Here is a 17,463-nt window from a genome sequence, read left to right as displayed (position 1 = left end):
CGCCCTCGGGCCAACGCAAAGGGGACAATACGCATGAGGAAACCCGCTCGCCTCGCAGCGGTGGCGGCGGCAACGCCGCTCGCCGCCCTGCCCGCCATGGCGCAGGAGGCGGCGCCGGCCGCCCTGCCCGCCATCAGCGCCGGCGACACCGCCTGGATGCTGACCGCCACGGCGCTGGTGCTGATGATGACCATCCCCGGCCTGGCGCTGTTCTACGCCGGCATGGTGCGCAAGAAGAACGTGCTCGCCACCATGATGCAGAGCTTCACCATCTGCGCCCTGGTCTCGATCGTGTGGATGGTGGCGGGCTACAGCCTCGCCTTCGGACCGGGCAACGCCTTCATCGGCGACCTCTCCCGCCTGTTCCTCTCCGGCCTCGCGGAGCGCTGGGACCAGCCCTTCGTGATGATGGAGGGCGAGGACCCGGCCACCATCCCGGAATCGGTGTTCGTGATGTTCCAGATGACCTTCGCGATCATCACGCCGGCGCTGATCACCGGGGCCTTCGCCGACCGCATGAAGTTCAGCGCGCTGCTCGTCTTCTGCGTGCTGTGGTCGCTGCTGGTCTACGCCCCGGTGGCACACTGGGTGTGGCACCCGAACGGCTGGATCTATGCGCTCGGCGCGCTCGACTTCGCGGGCGGCACGGTGGTGCACATCAACGCCGGGGTGGCCGGCCTGGTCGCCGCCATCGTGCTCGGCAGGCGCACGGGCTATGGCAGCGAGAACATGGCGCCCTACAACCTCACCCTCGCCGTCATCGGCGCCTCGATGCTGTGGGTCGGCTGGTTCGGCTTCAACGCCGGCTCGGCGCTGGAGGCCGGGGCGGGCGCCGCCATGGCCATGCTGGTGACGCAGATCGCCGCCGCCGCCGCCACGCTCTCCTGGATGTTCGCGGAGTGGGCGACCAAGGGCAAGCCGAGCGTGCTCGGCGCCATCTCCGGCGCCATCTCGGGCCTCGTCGCCATCACCCCGGCGGCGGGCTTCGTGCTGCCGATGCCGGCGCTGATCATCGGCGCGGTCGGGGGCCTCGCCGGGTTCTGGGGCGCGACCGCGCTGAAGAAGATGTGCGGCTACGACGACAGCCTCGACGCCTTCGGCGTGCACGGCGTGTGCGGCATCGTCGGCAGCCTGCTGGTCGGCATCTTCGCTTATGCCCCGCTCTCCGCCTCCGGGACCGATCCCGGCACGGCGGGGTCGCTCGGCCAGTTCCTGCTGCAGCTCTACGCGACGGCGGCCGTGTTCGCCTTCACCGCCGTCGCCACCTTCGTCCTCCTCAAGCTGACCGACCTCGTCGTCGGCCTGCGCGTCGCCGAGGAGGAGGAGCGCGAGGGCCTCGACGTGACGCAGCACGGCGAGCGCCTGGCCTGAGGCCGCCGCGGGCGGGGGCCGGGCCCCGCCCGCGCCGCATCCGATCACGCATCAGGGGAACGACATGCCCGCCCTTCCACGCCCGGCCCTGCCCGCCCTCTCTCTCGCCGCCGCCGCCGCCGCCGCGGCGCTGGCCCCCGCCCCGGAGGCGGCGGCCTTCGAGGTGCCGCGGGCCGGCCTGACGGTGACGCTGACGCCCGCCGTCACCTCCGACTACCTGTTCCGCGGCATCAGCCAGACCCGCAACACCTGGGCGGTACAGGGCACGCTCGACGTCGAGCACGCGAGCGGACTCTATGTCGGCGCCTTCCTCAGCAGCGCCAAATTCCTCGCCGATCCCTGGAACGACACCCGGCAGGAGCTCGATCTCCTGGCCGGCTACCGCTTCACCCTGGCCGGGGTGAAGCTCGACCTCGGCTACATCGCCTATCTCTATCCCGGCCAGAGCAAGGCGCCGGGCGGGCAGCGGAACGAGTACCAGGAAGTGATGCTGCGCGCCACGCGTGAGGCCGGCATCGCCAAGCTTTCCGCCGCCCTCGCCTATTCGCCCAATTTCTTCGGCCGTTCCGGCAACGCCCTCTACCTCGAGGGCGGGGTGGATGTGAGCCTGCCCCTCGAGGTCACCGTCTTCGGCCGCCTCGGCCACCAGTGGATCGAGCGCAACGCCGCCTTCGGCACGCCGGACTACCTCTGGTACGGCATCGGCCTGCAGCGCGAGATCGTGCTCGGCCTCACCGCCTCGGTCGGCTGGTACGGCACCGACATCCGCCGGCGCGACTGCGCCCCCGTCGCGCTGCGCGCCGAGGGCGGGCAGCGCCTCTGCGACGGCCGGGTGGTGTTCACCCTGAGCCGCACCTTCTGACGGAGGCGGGCGCGGCGCGGGACCGCCGCGCCCCGGTGCGGGAATGCGCCGCCATGCGGGTCGAGAATCCCTGCGCGGCAGCCGTTTCGCGTGTATACCTCGGGCACAGCCTGAGCCATGTCCCGTCGCATGTCCCGCACCGCCACCGACCGCTCCCCGGCAGGGGTCCGCCGCTTCGCCTCCCCCGCCGTGGCGGCGGTGCTGCGCCGCCGCCTTTCCGAACTGCTCGGCCTGCTCTGCGGCTTGGCCGGCCTCGGCCTGATCCTGGCGCTGGCCAGCCACGACCCGGCCGACCCTTCCTTCTCCACCGCCACCGAGCGCGCGCCCGCCAACCTCGCCGGCCTCGCCGGCGCCTACCTGTCCGACCTGCTGCTGCAGGGGGTGGGCTGGGCCGCCTACCTGCCGGGCCTCGCGCTGCTCGCCTGGGCCTGGCGGCTGGCGACGCATCGCGGCCTCGGCCTGTTCCCGGCGCGGCTGGCGCTGCTGCTGCTGGCCATGCCGCTGCTCGCCGCTTCCCTGACCCTGCCGCCCTGGCCGGAGGGGATGGCCGGCCCCGCCGGGCCGGGCGGCGCGGGCGGGGTGATCGTCGCCGAGGCGGTCACCGGCACCGCCCTCGCCCTGCTCGGCCCCTTCGGGCTGGTGGTCGGGCAGGTGGCGCTCTCCGCCGCCGCGCTCGCCTTCTCCGCCGCGGCCCTGGCGCTGTCGCCGGCGGAATGGCTGCGGCTCGGCCGCGCCGCGGGGCGCACGGCGGGAGGGGCGGCCCGCCTCTCGGGGGCCGGGGCGCGGCGGGCGGCGGGGCTGCTCGGGCGGCTGGGCGCGCCCTTCGCCGGGCTGTTCCGCTTCCGCCGGCCGCGCCGGCCGGCCGGGCCGGGTGCGGACCTCGCCGCCGTGCTGCACGCGGCCGAGGCGGCGGCCGGGCGCCGCCCGCCGCCGGCCGCCCCGCCCGCCACCGCGGAGGAGGAGGCGCCGCCCGCCCCCCCGCGGGTCGCCCCCCGCCCCGCCGCGCCCAGGAAGAGCGCCGCGGCGCGCCAGCCGCGCCTCGACCTCGCCGACGGGCCCTGGCGCCTGCCTCCCCTTTCCCTGCTCGCCGAGCCGAAGGCGGCCTCCCGCGCCGGCCGGCCGAGCGAGGAGGCGCTGCAGGCCAATGCCCGGATGCTCGAGACGGTGCTCGAGGATTACGGCGTGCGCGGCCGGATCGTGGAGATCCGCCCCGGCCCCGTGGTCACGCTCTACGAGCTCGAGCCCGCGCCGGGCACCAAGAGCGCGCGGGTCATCGGCCTCGCCGACGACATCGCGCGCTCCATGAGCGTGATGGCGGTGCGCATCGCCACCGTGCCGGGGCGCAACGTGATCGGCATCGAGCTGCCCAACGCGCGGCGCGAGATGGTCTATCTGAGCGAGATGTTCGCCTCCGAGGACTGGGCGCGCCACCCCGGCCGGCTGCCGCTGGCGCTCGGCAAGGACATCGGCGGCGGGCCGGTGATCGCCGACCTCGCGCGCATGCCGCACCTGCTGATCGCGGGCACCACCGGCTCGGGCAAGTCGGTGGCGGTGAACACGATGATCCTGTCGCTGCTCTGGCGCTTCTCGCCGGAGGAGTGCCGCTTCATCATGATCGACCCGAAGATGCTGGAATTGTCGGTCTACGACCGCATCCCGCACCTGCTGGCGCCGGTGGTGACCGAGCCGCCGAAGGCGATCGGGGCGCTGAAGTGGACGGTGCGCGAGATGGAGCGCCGCTACCGCGCGATGAGCCAGCTCGGCGTGCGCAACATCGCGGGCTACAACGAGAAGGTGACGGCGGCGCGGGAGCGCGGCGAGGTGCTGACGCGCCGCGTGCAGACCGGCTTCGACCCCGAGACCGGCCGCCCGGTGTTCGAGGACCAGCCGCTGGTGCTGGAGCCGCTGCCGATGATCGTCGTGGTCATCGACGAGATGGCCGACCTGATGATCGTCGCCGGCAAGGAGATCGAGGCGGCGGTGCAGCGGCTCGCGCAGATGGCGCGCGCCGCGGGCATCCACGTCATCATGGCGACGCAGCGGCCCTCGGTGGACGTCATCACCGGCACCATCAAGGCCAATTTCCCGACCCGGATCTCCTTCCAGGTGACGTCGAAGATCGACAGCCGCACCATTCTCGGCGAGCAGGGGGCGGAACAGCTCCTCGGCCAGGGCGACATGCTCTACATGGCGGGGGGCGGCCGCATCTCCCGCGTGCATGGCCCCTTCGTCTCCGACGCCGAGGTGGAGCGGGTGGTGGAGTTCCTGCGCGAGCAGGGCGAGCCGAGCTATGTCGAGGAGGTGACGGAAACCGAGGAGGAGGAGGGTGCGGCGGGCGTCCCGCCCGGCCTGCTCGGCGGCAACACCGATGCCGAAGCCTCCCTCTACGACCAGGCGGTGGCCCTTGTCACCCGCGAGGGCAAGGCCTCCACTTCCTTCATCCAGCGCCACCTGAACATCGGCTACAACCGCGCCGCCAAGCTGATCGAGCAGATGGAGAAGGACGGCGTGGTGGGCCCGGCCAACCATGTCGGCAAGCGGGAGGTGCTGGCGCCGCGCCCGGCGGACTGAAGGACGGGACAAAAAAAGAGACCATTGCGCAGTATTGATTTTCGTGCCGATGCGGATATAATGCACTGGCGGCACAAAGGGCGGGTCCATCTCCTGTGGCGGCCCGTTCGGCCGGAGGTGCCGGCGTGGCCGCGCGGGAGATGACAGGTGCTGGTGAAGTGCTTTCCGTATCCGGTCGTGGTAGGGCTGCGCCGCGCCGTGCGGCCGCGGGTTGTCCGCCGCGTCGCCGGCGCCTCCGCCGCGGGTGGCAGCGCGGCGCGGGTGGCGGTGCGGCGCGCAGTGCGCATCGGGCTGTTCTGCCTCGCCGGCGCCGCGCCCGTCCTGCCAGTGCAGACCGCGCCGCCTATTGCCGCGGGCGGCGCCCCGGTGATGGCGGCCGGCCCGCAGGCTGCGCCCTCCGTCCCGGGCGCCGCCGGAGAGGCCTCGGGCGGCGCCATCATGGAATGGGCGGGCTGGACCTCCTCCGCCCCGGAGCAGCCCCTGGTGCCGGCCGGCCTCCTCTTCGCCGAGGCGGCCATGCCCCGGGATCCGCCGGACACCCTGCCGGGGTCCTGGCCGCCCTCCGGCCAGGAGGAGGGAGGGTCGCGGCACGCCACGCCTCCCTTGACCGCGGTCAGCGAGCCTTCCTCCCTTGGCCTGCTCCTGTCCTTCACGCTACTGCTGGCCCTGGCCTGGGGGCTGTTCCGCCGCGCCACGGCATGAGCGGCCTTCCGCCCGTCTGACCGCCGCGCCAGGGGGCTTCCTCCAGGCGGCGCCGTCCGAAAAGATGCGCGCGGTTCCGGAGCGGATCCCGTTCAGACAAGTCCCCCTGAACGGGTGAAAAGGCTCGCGCATCAAAAGGCCAGGGGCTTGTGGCGGCGAAGTAGGTGGTGCATTCGTCGGGCGCGAAGGCGCCGATGATGTGGCCGATGGCGTTCCACAGGCCATCGACAGTACGTTCGGCGGCCTTGCGCAGCATGGCCTTGAGTCTGGCTAAGGCGTTCTCGATTGGATTGAAGTCGGGGCTGCAGGGCGGCAGGTAGAGCAGGCGCGCGCCGGCCGCCTCGATAGCGGCGCAGGCGCTCGCCGCGCGGCGCTTGGCCGCGGGTGCACGCTATGTTCGTCGAGGCCCAGGTCTCGTCGATGAACACCAGGCGGTCCGGGTCGAGATCGAGCTGCCCCTCGAACCATTCCCGGCGTCGCGTCAGGATGTCGGAGCGCCGCTGCTCGGCCGCGTGCGCCGACTTTTCTTCAGCGTGATCCGCCGCCGCGCGAAGAACCGCCACAGCGAGCCAATGCTGACCGGCACGCCGGCCTCGGCCAGTTCCGCGCGCAGCTCGCTGAGCGTGATGTCCGGCGTGCGCTTCAGCAGGCCGAGGATCAATGGCGCATACGCCTCGATGCGTCCCAAGCGGCGGTCACCGCCGAGCGGTCCCGGCGCCACCGAACCCGACCGCCGGTGCAGCGGCCGCCAGCGGATCGCGCTCGGCGCCCCGACACCGAACCGCTCCGCCGCACGGCACGGTGCGCCCGCAGCGATCGCCGCCACCACGCGTTCCCGCAAATCGACCGACAACGCCTTCGCCATGCCCGTCGGCCCCCTCCCGACAGACAGCTCGAACCAGCTCCGCTCCGCGTCGCGAAAGCCCTCTGATCCCCTCAGGTCAAAAGACGCTGTAGGGCGTTTTCCGTTTGCCCTGGCTCTCGGACACCTTTCGCCGCCCTCGTGACCGCCCGCCCTGCCACCGGAGGCGGCCGGCAAGCCGCGAGATCCAGCGGCAAGACGAGGCCTGCATCGGCCAGCGGGGCACGCCGGCGCGCATCCGGGCCAAGCCTGGATCCCGCCCCTCCGCACCGAGGAACTGCCGCTCTGCGTGCCAAGCCTCCGCCGCATCGGGCAGGAAGCGATGGTCTTTCAAGAAGGCGCCCCGGAACATCCACCCTCCAAAAGCTTCGCCGGCTTCCGCAGCGCCATCCGCCCCGTCTTCGCCAATCTCAGCCAGTGGCAGGCCGGACCCGCCTCCCTCCCGGCCGGCCGATGCCGCCTGATCAGACACCAGACAGCGCAGGGTTCATCAACAGGCCGGGGACCCGCTTCCCGCCGGGCGGAGGCGCAGGCCGACGATGCTGCCGGGGGGCAGGGGCGCGGCCGCGGCCGGAGCCTCGGCCTCCAGCCGGCTGCCATCGGCGAGGAGTTGCACTTCCAGCCGCAGCGTACCGCCGAAGGGGATGGCGCTCAGCACCCGTGCCGGGGTGCCCGCCCCGGCCTCCACCACTTCCAGCGCCGAGGCCGGCAGCAGCGGGCCGGGCGCCGCGGCCGGTCCTTCCGCCTCGGGGAAGGCGGGCGCGGCGCCCAGCACCCGCGCGACGAAGACGCTGGCCGGGCGGCGCCGCAGCCCCTCGGGCGGCGCCACCTGCTCGATCCGGCCGGCCTGCATCACCGCCACACGGTCGCCGAGCGCCATCGCCTCCTCCGGGCCGGTGGCGACCAGGAGCATGGTCAGGCCGAGGCGGCGTTGCGCTTCCTTCAGCCAGCGGCGGGGGCGCGTCCGGGCGCCGAAGCCCGACCCCACCAGCAGCAGGCGCGGCCCGGCGGCCAGCGCCCGCGCCAGCGCCAGCCGGTGGCGCCGGGGCGGCGGCAGCATCGCCGGCATCCAGCCGCCATCCTGGCCGAGGCCGGCCAGGTCGAGCAGTTGCCGCACGCGGAAGGCGGCCTCCTCCGGCCCCCCCGGCCCTTCCGGCAGCGCCGCCGCCACCGCGTCGAACACCGTGGGGTGGCCGAACACCGCGTCCTGGCGGAACAGGAAGCCGATGCCGCGCCGGGAGGGCGGCAGGCGGGTGATGTCCCGCCCTTCCAGCAGCACGCGCCCGCTCTCCACCTCCTCGAGCCCGGCCAGCACGCGCAGCAGCGCCGCCCTGCCGCTGCCGGGCGGGCCGAGCAGGGCGAGGCACTCGCCCGGCGCGGCTTCCAGCGACACGCGGTCGAGCACGCGGCCCGCGGGCGTCCGGTGCGACAGCGCCTCGATCCGCAGCGACATGGCGGCCCCTTCTCCAGATCCCTCGCCGCCAGGGTGGCGGGAAAAGCCTAACCGCGCGCTACCGGCAAGCGCCCGGCGTCGCGCCGGGCCTCGTAGGCGCGGGCATGCAGCAGCGCGGCCTCGTGGATCTCCGCCGGCACCCCGGCGCGGCGCGCGGCGTCGAGCAGGAAGCCCAGGATGTGGTCGGATTCGATCCGCCCCCCCGCCTCCAGGTCGCGCAGCATGGAGGTGGCGTAGGCGCTGCCCGGGTCGGCGAAGAGGGCGCGGTACTCCGCCAGGAACCGCTCCGGCATCCCGTGGCCGTGGGCGGCGGCGATGGCGGCGTTGCGCTCCAGCACCCGGTGCAGGAAGGGGGCGCCGCCGGCGCGCACGATCTCCCCCACATTGGCGCGCAGCAGCACCGTTCCGATGGCGCTGGTGCCGAGGTGGACGAGCTTCTCCCACATCCGCTGCAGGATGTCGGGCACCGCCTCCGCCACCAGGCCGGGGGCGCGGGCGGAGAGCCCGGCCAGCGCCTGCACGCGCGGGCTCATCGCCCCGTCCAGCTCGCCGAAGGTCAGGTAGCGCCAGTCGTTCAGGTGCCGCACCGTGCCGTCGGGCGCGAGCGTCGCCTGGATCTTGGCGAGACCGCCGAGCACCGCGCCCGGCCCGAAGGCCTGCCGCAGCGCGTCGAGATGGGAGAGCCCGTTCAGCACCGGCAGGATGGCGGTGCGCCCGTCCACCGCCGGGCGGATCGCGGCGATGGCGGAGGGCAGGTCGTAGGCCTTGCAGGCGAGCAGCACCAGGTCCCAGCCCGGCACGGCCTCCTCCGCCGAAAGGGTGGGCACCGGGCGGCGGAGGTTCCCGAAGGGGCTTTCGATGACGAGGCCCTCGCGCTCCAGGCGGGCGCGGCGGCCCGGGCGGACCAGGAAGGTCACCTCCGCCCCGGCCTGCAGCAGCCGCCCGCCGAAATAGCCGCCGAGGGCGCCGGCCCCGAGCACCAGGATACGCATTGTGAAGCTCCTCCCCTTTGCCGCAATAGGCGCGTTACACCGGAGGGCTATATGCCGGAAGCCATGCGTCGCGCCCTGCTTCCCGCCCTGGTCCTGGCCGGCCTCGGCGCCGGCCTGCTCTGGTTCGGCGCCCCGGTCGCGACCGCCTTCAACCTGCCCTGGCCCGGCGCCGGGGCGGAGGGGGCGGGGCCGCGCCTGCGCACCGCGGTGGCCGATCGCGGCCCGATCACCGCCGCCGTCTCGGCCACCGGCACGGTGAACCCGGTGGTGACGGTACAGGTGGGCAGCCAGCTCTCCGGCCAGATCCGCGAGTTGCTGGCCGACTTCAACAGCCGGGTGGTCGCGGGCCAGCCGATCGCCCGGCTGGACACGGCGCAAATCGAGGCCCGCCGCGCCGCCGCGGCGGCCGACCTGCAGGCGGCGGAGGCGCAGGTCGCGGTCGCCCGCGCCGCCGCCGAGAAGGCCGAGGCGGACGCCGCGCAGGCCGGTGCCCAGCGCGAGGCGGCCGTGGCGCGCGTGACCAGCGCCGAGGCGGCGCTGCGCGATGCCGAGTACGAGGCGGACCGCACCGCCCAGCTCCGCCGCAGCGGCACCGGACCGGCGCGCGATGCGGTGCGCGCCGGCTTCAACCTGGACCGGATGCGCGCCGACCTCGACGGCGCCCGCGCCACCGTGGCGCAGATGGAGGCGAACCACGCCTCCGCCCTCGCCGCCGCCCGCACCGCCCGCGCCCAGGTCGAGGCGGCGGAGGCGGCGCGTGCGCAGCGCGCCGCCCAGCTCCGCCAGGTGGAGGTGGACCTGCACAACGCCACCATCCGCGCCCCCATCGACGGCATCGTCATCTCGCGCAATGTCGCGCTCGGCCAGACCGTCGCCGCCTCCTTCCAGGCGCCGGTGCTGTTCCAGATCGCCGCCAGCCTCGAGGAGATGGAGGTCTGGGCGGTGGTGGACGAGGCCGATATCGGCCGCATCCGCCCGGGCCAGGAGGCGGCCTTCAGCGTCGCCGCCTATCCCGGCCAGGAACTCATCGGCACGGTGAAGGAGATCCGGCTGGCGGCGGAGACGATCAGCAACGTCGTCACCTACACGGTGGTGATCACCGCGCCCAACCCGCGCGGGCGGCTGCTGCCGGGGATGACCGCGACGCTCCGCATCGTCGCCGACCACCGCCCCGAGGCGCTGCGCGTGCCCAACGCGGCGCTGCGCTGGCGCCCGCCCGGCCAGCAGGCGGCGGCCGGCCCGGCCGGGGCCGGGCTCGGCGCGCTGGAGCAGGCGCTGGAGCAGCTCCCCGACCTCACCGACAGCCAGCGCGCCGAGATCGCGGCGGCCCAGGCCGAGCTGCGCGAGCGCATCGCCGCCCTGCCGCGCGACGAGGGCCGGCAGCGCCAGGTGCAGTCGCTGCGCCAGCGCATGGTGGCGCGCATCAATGCCGTGCTGACGCCGGAGCAGCGCGCGCGCCTGGCGGAGACGCGCGGCGGCCGCGGCAGCGCCGGCACCGTCTGGGTGCTGGAAGGGGGCGCGCCCCGCCCCGTGGCGGTGCGCCTCGGCATCACCGACGGGACCCATACCGAGATCGTCGCCGGCGCGCTGGAGGCGGGCCAGGAGGTGGTGGTGGGGCAGGAGCGCGGCACGGCCCCGCCCCGCACCGCGGCGCGGCCGTTCTGAGATGCGCGACGCCGATGCCGCCCCCGGCCCGCTGCTGGTGGAGACCGAGGGGCTGACCAAACACTACGCCGCTGGGGAGGGGACGGTGGCGGCGCTCGCCGGGGTGGATGTCGCCATCCCGCCCGGCGCCTTCGTCGCCGCTATGGGGCCCTCGGGCTCGGGCAAATCCACCTTCCTCAACCTGATCGGCTGCCTCGACCGGCCGACCGGGGGCAGCTACCGCCTGATGGGGGAGGAGGTGGCGCGGCTCTCGCCGGATCGCCTGGCCGAGATTCGCTCCCGCCGTCTCGGCTTCGTGTTCCAGAGCTTCAACCTTCTGCCGCGGGCCGATGCGCTGGCCAATGTCGAGCTGCCGATGATCTACCGCGGCGTGCGCCGGCGGCAGCGGCGGGAGCGCGCGGCGGCGATGCTCGCCGCGGTGGGCCTCGGCGAGCGGCTGCACCACCGGCCGAACCAGCTCTCCGGCGGGCAGCAGCAGCGCGTGGCAATCGCGCGCGCGCTGGTGAACGGCCCGGACCTGCTGCTGGCCGACGAGCCCACCGGCGCGCTCGACACCCGCACCGGGCTCGAGATCATGGCGCTGTTCCAGGCGCTGAACCGCTCCGGCGTGGCGATCCTGATGGTCACCCATGATGCGGAGGTGGCGCGCTTCGCCGCCCGCGTGCTGCGCTTCCGCGATGGGCGGCTGGTGGGCGACAGGGCGCAGGTCCCGGCGGATGCCGCCGCGGCGCTCGCCGCCCTGCCCGCAGCGCCAGCGGAGGCGGCGTGAGCCCGCCGCTCCGCGAGGCCGGGACGCGGCCGCTGGCACCGGCCGCCGGCCTGCCGCCGCTGCCCGCCGGCCGCGGCGGGATGGACCTCGCCGAGGCGCTGGCGAGCGCGCTGTCCGCGCTCGCCGCCAACACGCTGCGGGCGGTGCTGACCGCGCTCGGCATCTTCATCGGCGTCGCGGCGGTGATCGCCACCGTCGCGGTGGGCGCGGGCGCGCGCCAGCAGGTGATGCAGCAGATCGAATCGCTCGGCGCCAACCTGCTGGTGATCTGGCCGGGCACGGTGCGCCAGGGCGCGGTGCGGCTCGGCGCCGGGGCGCGCCCCTCCCTCACCTGGGACGACGCGCAGGGAGTCGTCGAGGAGGTGCCGAGCATCGTCGCCGCCTCGGCCAACATCCGCCAGGGCCTGCAGGTGATCGCCGGCAACCAGAACTGGGCGACCACCATCCAGGGCGCCGACCCGGACGTCTTCGTCGTGCACGACTGGGTGATCGAGGAGGGCCGCCCCTTCACCGCCGAGGAGGCGCGGGCGGGGCGCAAGGTGGCGGTGCTCGGCGCCACCGTGGCCGAGATGCTGTTTCCCTACGAGAACCCGGTCGGCGCGCGGATCCGCATCGCCGCCACGCCCTTCGAGGTGATCGGCGTGCTCGGCCGCAAGGGCCAGAACGCGCAGGGCATGGACCAGGACGACGTGGTGATGATCCCGTTCTGGACCGCGCGGCGCAGCGTGATGGGGGCGGGGCGGGTGTGGTCGCGCTCGGTCAACTTCGTCAGCCTCAAGGTCGCCGAGGGCGAGGACATGCGCGCGGCGGAGGAGGAGGTGCGCGCCCTGATCCGCCAGCGCCACCGCCTGGCGCCGAACGAGCCGGACGACTTCAACCTGCGCAACATGTCCGACGTGGCGGCGACGCGCGACGCCTCCTCGCGCACGCTGTCCATGCTGCTCGCCTCGGTGGCCGCGGTGTCGCTGCTGGTCGGCGGCATCGGGGTGATGAACATCATGCTGGTCAGCGTCACCGAGCGGACGCGGGAGATCGGGCTGCGCCTTGCGGTCGGGGCGCGGCGACGGGACATCCTGGCGCAGTTCCTGATCGAGGCGGTGGTGCTGGCGCTGCTCGGCGGAGCGGCCGGCGTGGTGGCGGGAATCGGGCTGTCGCACCTGCTCGGCGCCGCCGCCGGCTGGCCGGTGCTGATCCAGTGGGACGCGGTGGCGCTCGCGGTCGCCGTCAGCGCGCTGACCGGGCTGTTCTTCGGTTTCTGGCCGGCGCGGCGGGCGGCGCGGCTGGACCCGATCGCGGCGCTGCGGCACGATTGAGCCCCCGACGGGCGGGTGCCCCGCCCTTCAGTGCCGGGCTGGAACAGGCGGCGCGCAGCCGCGTTCCGCCTGCCGTCCATGCGGCGACACCCTGGGGAGACCATCGCATGAGAGGCATCGCGGCCCTTGCCGTGGCGGCCCTGCTCGGCCTCGGCGCGCCGGCCTCGGGGCAGACCACCATCGCCATCGCCTGCGGCGCCGTGGGCGTCGAGTACGAGCTCTGCCGCGAGGGGGCGGAGGCCTGGGCGGCGCGGACGGGCAACCGCATCCGCATGGTCTCCACCCCCGGCGCCGGAGGGCAGCGCTTGGCGCTCTACCAGCAGCTCCTCGCCGCGCGCTCGCCCGACATGGACGTGCTGCAGATAGACACGGTCTGGCCGGGGATCCTGGCGATGCACCTCGCCGACCTCTCCGACGCCATGGAGCCGGAGGCGCTGGCGGCGCATTTCGAGGCGGCGGTGCGCAACAACACGGTGGAGGGGCGGCTGGTGGCGATGCCCTGGTTCACCAATGCCGGCCTGCTCTACTACCGCCGCGACCTGCTGGAGCGCCACGGGCGCCCCGTGCCGGAGACCTGGGAGGCGCTGGAGGAGACCGCGCGCCTCATCGTGCGGGCGGAGCGCGCGGCGGGCCACGCCGGTCTCCAGGGCTACGTGTTCCAGGGCCGCGCCTATGAGGGGCTGACGGTCAACGCCCTGGAATGGCTGGACAGCCACCGCGCCGGGCGGATCGTCGAGCCGGACGGCACCATTTCCGTCAACAACCCCCGCGCTGCCGCGGCGCTGGGCCGGGCGGCATCCTGGGTCGGCACCATCGCCCCGAGGGGCGTGCTGAACTACGCCGAGGAGGAGGCGCGCGGCGTGTTCCAGTCCGGCAACGCCGTCTTCATGCGCAATTGGCCCTATGCCTGGCCGCTGGTGAACGCCGAGGACAGTCCGGTGCGCGGCAGGGTCGGCATCGCCGCGCTGCCGAAGGGCGGGCCGGAGGGCAGGCACAGCGGCGCGCTGGGCGGGGAGCAGCTCGCCGTCTCGCGCTATTCCCGCCACCCGGAGGCGGCCGCCGACCTCGTGCGCCACCTGACCGGCGCGGCGGAGCAGAAGCGCCGCGCCATTCTCGGCGGCTTCAACCCGACCATCGCCGCCCTCTACCGCGACCCGGAGGTGCTGGCGGCCAACCCCTTCATGGGCGAGCTCCACGAGGTGTTCGTCGGGGCCGTGCCGCGCCCCTCGGCCGTGACCGGGCCGCGCTACAACCAGGTCTCGGCGGAGTTCTGGGAGACGGTGCACGAGATCATCTCCGGCCGCAGCGCGCCGGAACCCGCGCTGCGGCGGCTGGAACGCACGCTGGAGCGGGTCAGCCGCGGCGGGCGCTGGTAGTGGCGGGGCTCGCCTCCGGCCTGGAGCGGCAGCGCCGCCGCGCCGCTTGGCTGTTCCTGGCGCCGATGCTCGGCGTGCTGGCGCTGGTCGCGGGCTGGCCGCTGCTGCGCACCGTCTACTTCTCCTTCACCGACGCGACGCTCTACGACATCGGCGGGCACGGCTTCGTGGGCCTCGGGAATTTCCGCCTGCTGGCGGCGGACCCGAACTGGTGGCGGGCGGTCTGGAACACGCTGTTCTTCGCCGCCGTCTCGGTGACGCTGGAGGTGGTGCTCGGCACCGTCATCGCGCTGACGCTGAACGCGCAGATGCGCGGGCGCGGGCTGCTGCGCGCCGCCATGCTGATCCCCTGGGCGATCCCGACCGTGGTCTCGGCGCAGATGTGGGGCTGGATGCTGCACGACCAGTTCGGGGTGGTGAACGCGGTGCTGCTCGCCCTCGGCCTGGTCTCCGAGCCGGTCGCCTTCGTCGCCGAGCCCTCGCTCGCGCTCTGGGCGGTGATCGCGGTGGATGTGTGGAAGACCACGCCCTTCGTGGCGCTGCTGGTGCTCGCCGCGCTGCAGGTGCTGCCGAAGGAGCTCTACGAGGCGGCGGAGGTGGACGGGCTCGGCCCGGTCGGCGCCTTCTTCCGCATCACCCTGCCGCTGATCCGTCCGGCGCTGATGGTGGCGGTGATCTTCCGCACCCTGGACGCGCTGCGCGTTTTCGACCTGATGTTCGTGCTGACCGGCAACAGCCGCGCCACCGCCTCGATGTCGGTCTATGCGCGCCAGCAGCTCGTGGACTTCCAGGAGGTGGGCTACGGCTCGGCCGCCTCCACCTTCCTGTTCCTGATCATCGCCGCGGTGACGGCGGTGGCGATCACCGCCGGCCGCGTCCGGCTCGACAACCGGTGAGGAGGCGGCACATGCGCGCGCGCAGGGTCCGCAGGGGCATCGCCCGCATCCTGTTCTGGCTGCTGGTGGCGGCGATCGTCCTCTACACGGTGTTCCCCTTCTACTGGGCGGTGGTCTCCTCGCTGAAGACGGGCGGCGCCCTGTTCGGCACCGAACTCGTGCCGCGCGACCCGACCCTCGAGAACTATGTCGGCGTGTTCCGGGAGCAGCCCTTCGGCCGCAACATCCTGAACTCGGTGATCGTCTCGGCCGCGGTGGTGGCGCTGTCGCTGTTCCTCGCCGTGACCGCCGCCTACGCCTTCGGCCGCGTCGCCTTCCGCGGGCGGACGCCGCTGCTGCTGGCGATCCTCGGCGTCTCCATGTTCCCGCAGGTGGCGGTGCTGTCGGGGATGTTCGAGCTGATCCGCTGGCTCGGCCTCTACAACAGCCTGGCCTCGCTGGTGCTGAGCTACATGATCTTCACTCTGCCCTTCACCGTCTGGGTGCTGACCACCTTCATGCGCGAGCTGCCGGCGGAGCTCGAGGAGGCGGCGATGATGGACGGCGCCGGCCCCTGGACGACGCTGACGCGCATCTTCCTGCCGCTGATGGGCCCGGCGATGGTCACCACCGGCCTCCTCGCCTTCATCGCCGCCTGGAACGAGTTCCTGTTCGCCCTCACCTTCACCCTGACCAACGAGATGCGCACCGTTCCGGTGGCGATCGCGCTGATCACCGGCGCCAGCGCCTTCGAGCTGCCCTGGGGGCGGATCATGGCGGCCTCGGTCGTCGTCACCGTGCCGCTGATCGTCCTGGTGCTGGTGTTCCAGCGCCGCATCGTCTCCGGGCTGACGGCCGGCGCGGTGAAGGGATGAGGCTCATCCCGCCGCCTGCGCCCTGCCGCGGGCGATGGCGGAGGCGAGGCCGCGCTCCCGCGTCCGGCGGAACTCCTCCGTCGCGTGGGCGAGCTGGTGGGTGTCGAAATGCGCCAGCACGGCGTTGCGGAAGCCCTGGATGTCGGCGGTGCGGTTCAGCGACTGCTTGGTGAGCTTGAGGGCGAAGGGCGGCGCGGCGGCGATCTCCTCGGCCAGGGCGGTGGTCGCCGCCTCCAGCTCGGCCCGCGGCACCACGCGGTTGACCATGCCGATGCGATGCGCCTCCGCCGCGCCCATCCGCCGCCCCGTGAACAGGAACTCCTTGGCGCCGCGCAGCCCCATCACCCAGGGGTGCACCAGCACCTCCACCGCCGAGGCGGCGAGGGTGCGGCACACCGGGTCGGCGAAGAAGGCGTCCTCGGAGGCGACGATCAGGTCGCACATGTTGGCCACCATGAAGCCGCCGGCGATGCAGGCGCCCTGCACGCAGGCGATGGTCGGCTTCGGGCAGTCCCAGATGCGCAGGGAGTATTCCAGGTAGCGCCGCTCCTCGTAGGCGTAGCGCTGTTCCACCGTGAAGCCCTGGCGCTTCTCCTGCCCCTCCTTCAGGTCGTGCCCGGCCGAGAAGTGGTCGCCCCTGCCGCCGATGACGATGACGCGCACCCCCTCGTCGGCGATCGCCTCGCGCAGTGCCGCGTCGAGCTCGTCGAGCAGCGTGCTGCTCTCGGCGTTGCGCATCTCGGGGCGGTCGTGCAGCAGCCACGCGGCGGCCCCGCGCCGCTCCACCGCGATCTGGGTGTATGCCACGATGTCTCCTCCCGCATCCCGTTCTGGACCGGCGGGAGCCTGGGGCGCGCGCGGCGGGCCTGTCAACGGCCGGAGGTCAGGCGGCGGCGGCGCGCAGCGCGGCCTCTCCCCTGGCGCGCGCATCCTCCGCCGGCGCCTGGCGCAGCGGGTCGAAATCGCCGCGCAGCGCCTTCAGCGCCATGCGCTCGCGCGCGATCTCCTCGGCCGTGCGCACGCCCATGCGGCGGAAGAGGGGAATCGGCGGGCACCAGCCCTGCAGGGCATGCTGCAGCAGGAAGCCGGTCACCGCCACCGGCAGCGCCAGGTAGCTGCGCCTGACGAGGATGCCGAGCAGCGTGCCGGCCAGCGCCAGGGAGGCGGCGTTGGTCTCGAGCACCCGCTCGATGTCCCATTCCGCGTCGAGCTGGCGCAGCCGCTCGCCGATCAGCTCCGGCCGGGCGGCGTGGAAATGCACGCTGCGTTCGATCTCGAGGGCGATGCGGCGATTGATCTCCGCGTCGGTGTGGCGGGAGACGCGGGTCTGCGGCACCCCGGCGCGTGGCCGGCCACCCAGGCTGCGGGCGAGCGCCTCCTCCATGCGCAGGCCCTCGCGCCTCGCCCGGTGGGCGATGCCGAGCGTGGCCGCGCGCACGCCGTCGTCGCAATGCACGAGGACCGGCGCGGGCAGCTCCGCCAGCGTCCCGGCGAAGCGCTCCAGCGCCGCTGCGTCCGGCCCGTCCTTCGGCACCGGCAGGTGCCGGTACGCCAGGCCGAGGCGGCGCGCCTCCTCCGCCTCCTGCGCGGGGGAGAGGCCGCCCGCCGTCTCCTCCGCCAGGCGCAGATCCACCACGCCGCGCACACCCTCGGCGCCGAGCCGCGCGAGCTCCGCCGTCCCGGGGGCGCGCCTGCCCACCACCAGCCCCTCGCCGATCCGGATCCGGTCCTGCATGGAGGCCCTCCACCCTTGGTGCGGGGGAGAGAACCGGGCCGG

General features: G+C 74.0%; 15 protein-coding genes and 1 pseudogene. 10 read left to right on the top strand and 6 right to left on the bottom strand.

Annotation, left to right across the window (positions count from 1 at the left end):
- The first annotated feature begins 33 nt into the window (after positions 1-33).
- The 4 genes from ET526_RS00225 (at position 34) to ET526_RS00210 (ending at position 5,506) form a co-directional block, all read left to right on the top strand.
- Positions 34-1,371: an ammonium transporter gene (locus ET526_RS00225; RefSeq protein WP_135465645.1), complete on the top strand. Its 1,338-nt coding sequence runs from the start codon at positions 34-36 to the stop codon at positions 1,369-1,371.
- Positions 1,372-1,435: 64 nt separating this feature from the next.
- A complete protein-coding gene (locus ET526_RS00220) occupies positions 1,436-2,233 on the top strand; it encodes a TorF family putative porin (RefSeq protein ID WP_135465644.1) in 798 nt (265 codons plus the stop codon).
- A 117-nt stretch (positions 2,234-2,350) separates the two neighbouring features.
- On the top strand, positions 2,351-4,804 hold the full coding sequence (locus ET526_RS00215; protein ID WP_192898635.1) for an FtsK/SpoIIIE family DNA translocase: 2,454 nt from the start codon (positions 2,351-2,353) through the stop codon (positions 4,802-4,804).
- Positions 4,805-4,951: 147 nt separating this feature from the next.
- Positions 4,952-5,506: a hypothetical protein gene (locus ET526_RS00210; protein ID WP_135465643.1), complete on the top strand. Its 555-nt coding sequence runs from the start codon at positions 4,952-4,954 to the stop codon at positions 5,504-5,506.
- On the opposite strand, the pseudogene ET526_RS22575 reads toward ET526_RS00210, so the two are convergent.
- From ET526_RS22575 to ET526_RS00195, 4 genes and pseudogenes are all read right to left on the bottom strand, one after another.
- Positions 5,454-5,858, bottom strand: a pseudogene (locus ET526_RS22575) (transposase); the annotation flags it as partial. The gene ET526_RS00210 and the pseudogene ET526_RS22575 sit on opposite strands and share 53 nt — an antisense overlap.
- A gap of 129 nt (positions 5,859-5,987) precedes the next feature.
- Positions 5,988-6,371: a hypothetical protein gene (locus tag ET526_RS22570; protein WP_408869748.1), complete on the bottom strand. Its 384-nt coding sequence runs from the start codon at positions 6,369-6,371 to the stop codon at positions 5,988-5,990.
- 487 nt (positions 6,372-6,858) lie between these two features.
- Positions 6,859-7,821 (bottom strand): ABC transporter ATP-binding protein, encoded by a 963-nt coding sequence (locus tag ET526_RS00200; protein ID WP_135465642.1) that lies wholly within the window; start codon positions 7,819-7,821, stop codon positions 6,859-6,861.
- A gap of 47 nt (positions 7,822-7,868) precedes the next feature.
- Complete coding sequence (locus ET526_RS00195; RefSeq protein WP_135465641.1) at positions 7,869-8,813, bottom strand: ketopantoate reductase family protein; 945 nt, start codon at positions 8,811-8,813, stop codon at positions 7,869-7,871.
- Between the two features lie 63 nt (positions 8,814-8,876).
- Here ET526_RS00195 and ET526_RS00190 point away from each other — a divergent pair, with 63 nt between their 5' ends.
- The 6 genes from ET526_RS00190 (at position 8,877) to ET526_RS00165 (ending at position 15,686) form a co-directional block, all read left to right on the top strand.
- Positions 8,877-10,478, top strand: a complete 1,602-nt coding sequence (locus tag ET526_RS00190) for an efflux RND transporter periplasmic adaptor subunit (RefSeq protein ID WP_158295440.1) — start codon at positions 8,877-8,879, stop codon at positions 10,476-10,478.
- A gap of 1 nt (position 10,479) precedes the next feature.
- Positions 10,480-11,247, top strand: a complete 768-nt coding sequence (locus ET526_RS00185) for an ABC transporter ATP-binding protein (protein ID WP_135465639.1) — start codon at positions 10,480-10,482, stop codon at positions 11,245-11,247.
- Positions 11,244-12,560 (top strand): ABC transporter permease, encoded by a 1,317-nt coding sequence (locus ET526_RS00180; RefSeq protein ID WP_240048190.1) that lies wholly within the window; start codon positions 11,244-11,246, stop codon positions 12,558-12,560. The genes ET526_RS00185 and ET526_RS00180 overlap by 4 nt, the downstream gene beginning before the upstream one ends.
- A 107-nt stretch (positions 12,561-12,667) precedes the next feature.
- On the top strand, positions 12,668-13,936 hold the full coding sequence (locus ET526_RS00175; RefSeq protein ID WP_135465638.1) for an ABC transporter substrate-binding protein: 1,269 nt from the start codon (positions 12,668-12,670) through the stop codon (positions 13,934-13,936).
- On the top strand, positions 13,936-14,832 hold the full coding sequence (locus tag ET526_RS00170) for a carbohydrate ABC transporter permease (protein ID WP_338025306.1): 897 nt from the start codon (positions 13,936-13,938) through the stop codon (positions 14,830-14,832). Before ET526_RS00175 ends, ET526_RS00170 begins: the two co-directional genes overlap by 1 nt.
- An 11-nt stretch (positions 14,833-14,843) precedes the next feature.
- Positions 14,844-15,686, top strand: coding sequence for a carbohydrate ABC transporter permease (locus ET526_RS00165; RefSeq protein ID WP_135465637.1), 843 nt, complete (start codon positions 14,844-14,846; stop codon positions 15,684-15,686).
- Between the two features lie 3 nt (positions 15,687-15,689).
- Here the strand turns inward: ET526_RS00165 and ET526_RS00160 are convergent, their stop codons facing one another.
- Both ET526_RS00160 and ET526_RS00155 read right to left on the bottom strand, forming a co-directional pair.
- Complete coding sequence (locus ET526_RS00160) at positions 15,690-16,493, bottom strand: enoyl-CoA hydratase (protein WP_204623429.1); 804 nt, start codon at positions 16,491-16,493, stop codon at positions 15,690-15,692.
- Between the two features lie 76 nt (positions 16,494-16,569).
- Positions 16,570-17,421 (bottom strand): beta-lactamase hydrolase domain-containing protein, encoded by an 852-nt coding sequence (locus ET526_RS00155; protein WP_135465635.1) that lies wholly within the window; start codon positions 17,419-17,421, stop codon positions 16,570-16,572.
- Positions 17,422-17,463: the final 42 nt, after the last annotated feature.

It is taken from the genome of Crenalkalicoccus roseus (assembly GCF_004761865.1).
GTDB lineage: Bacteria > Pseudomonadota > Alphaproteobacteria > Acetobacterales > Acetobacteraceae > Crenalkalicoccus > Crenalkalicoccus roseus.
The sequence above is the reverse complement of the archived record's forward strand: the minus strand, read 5'-3'. Positions and strand labels throughout refer to the sequence as shown.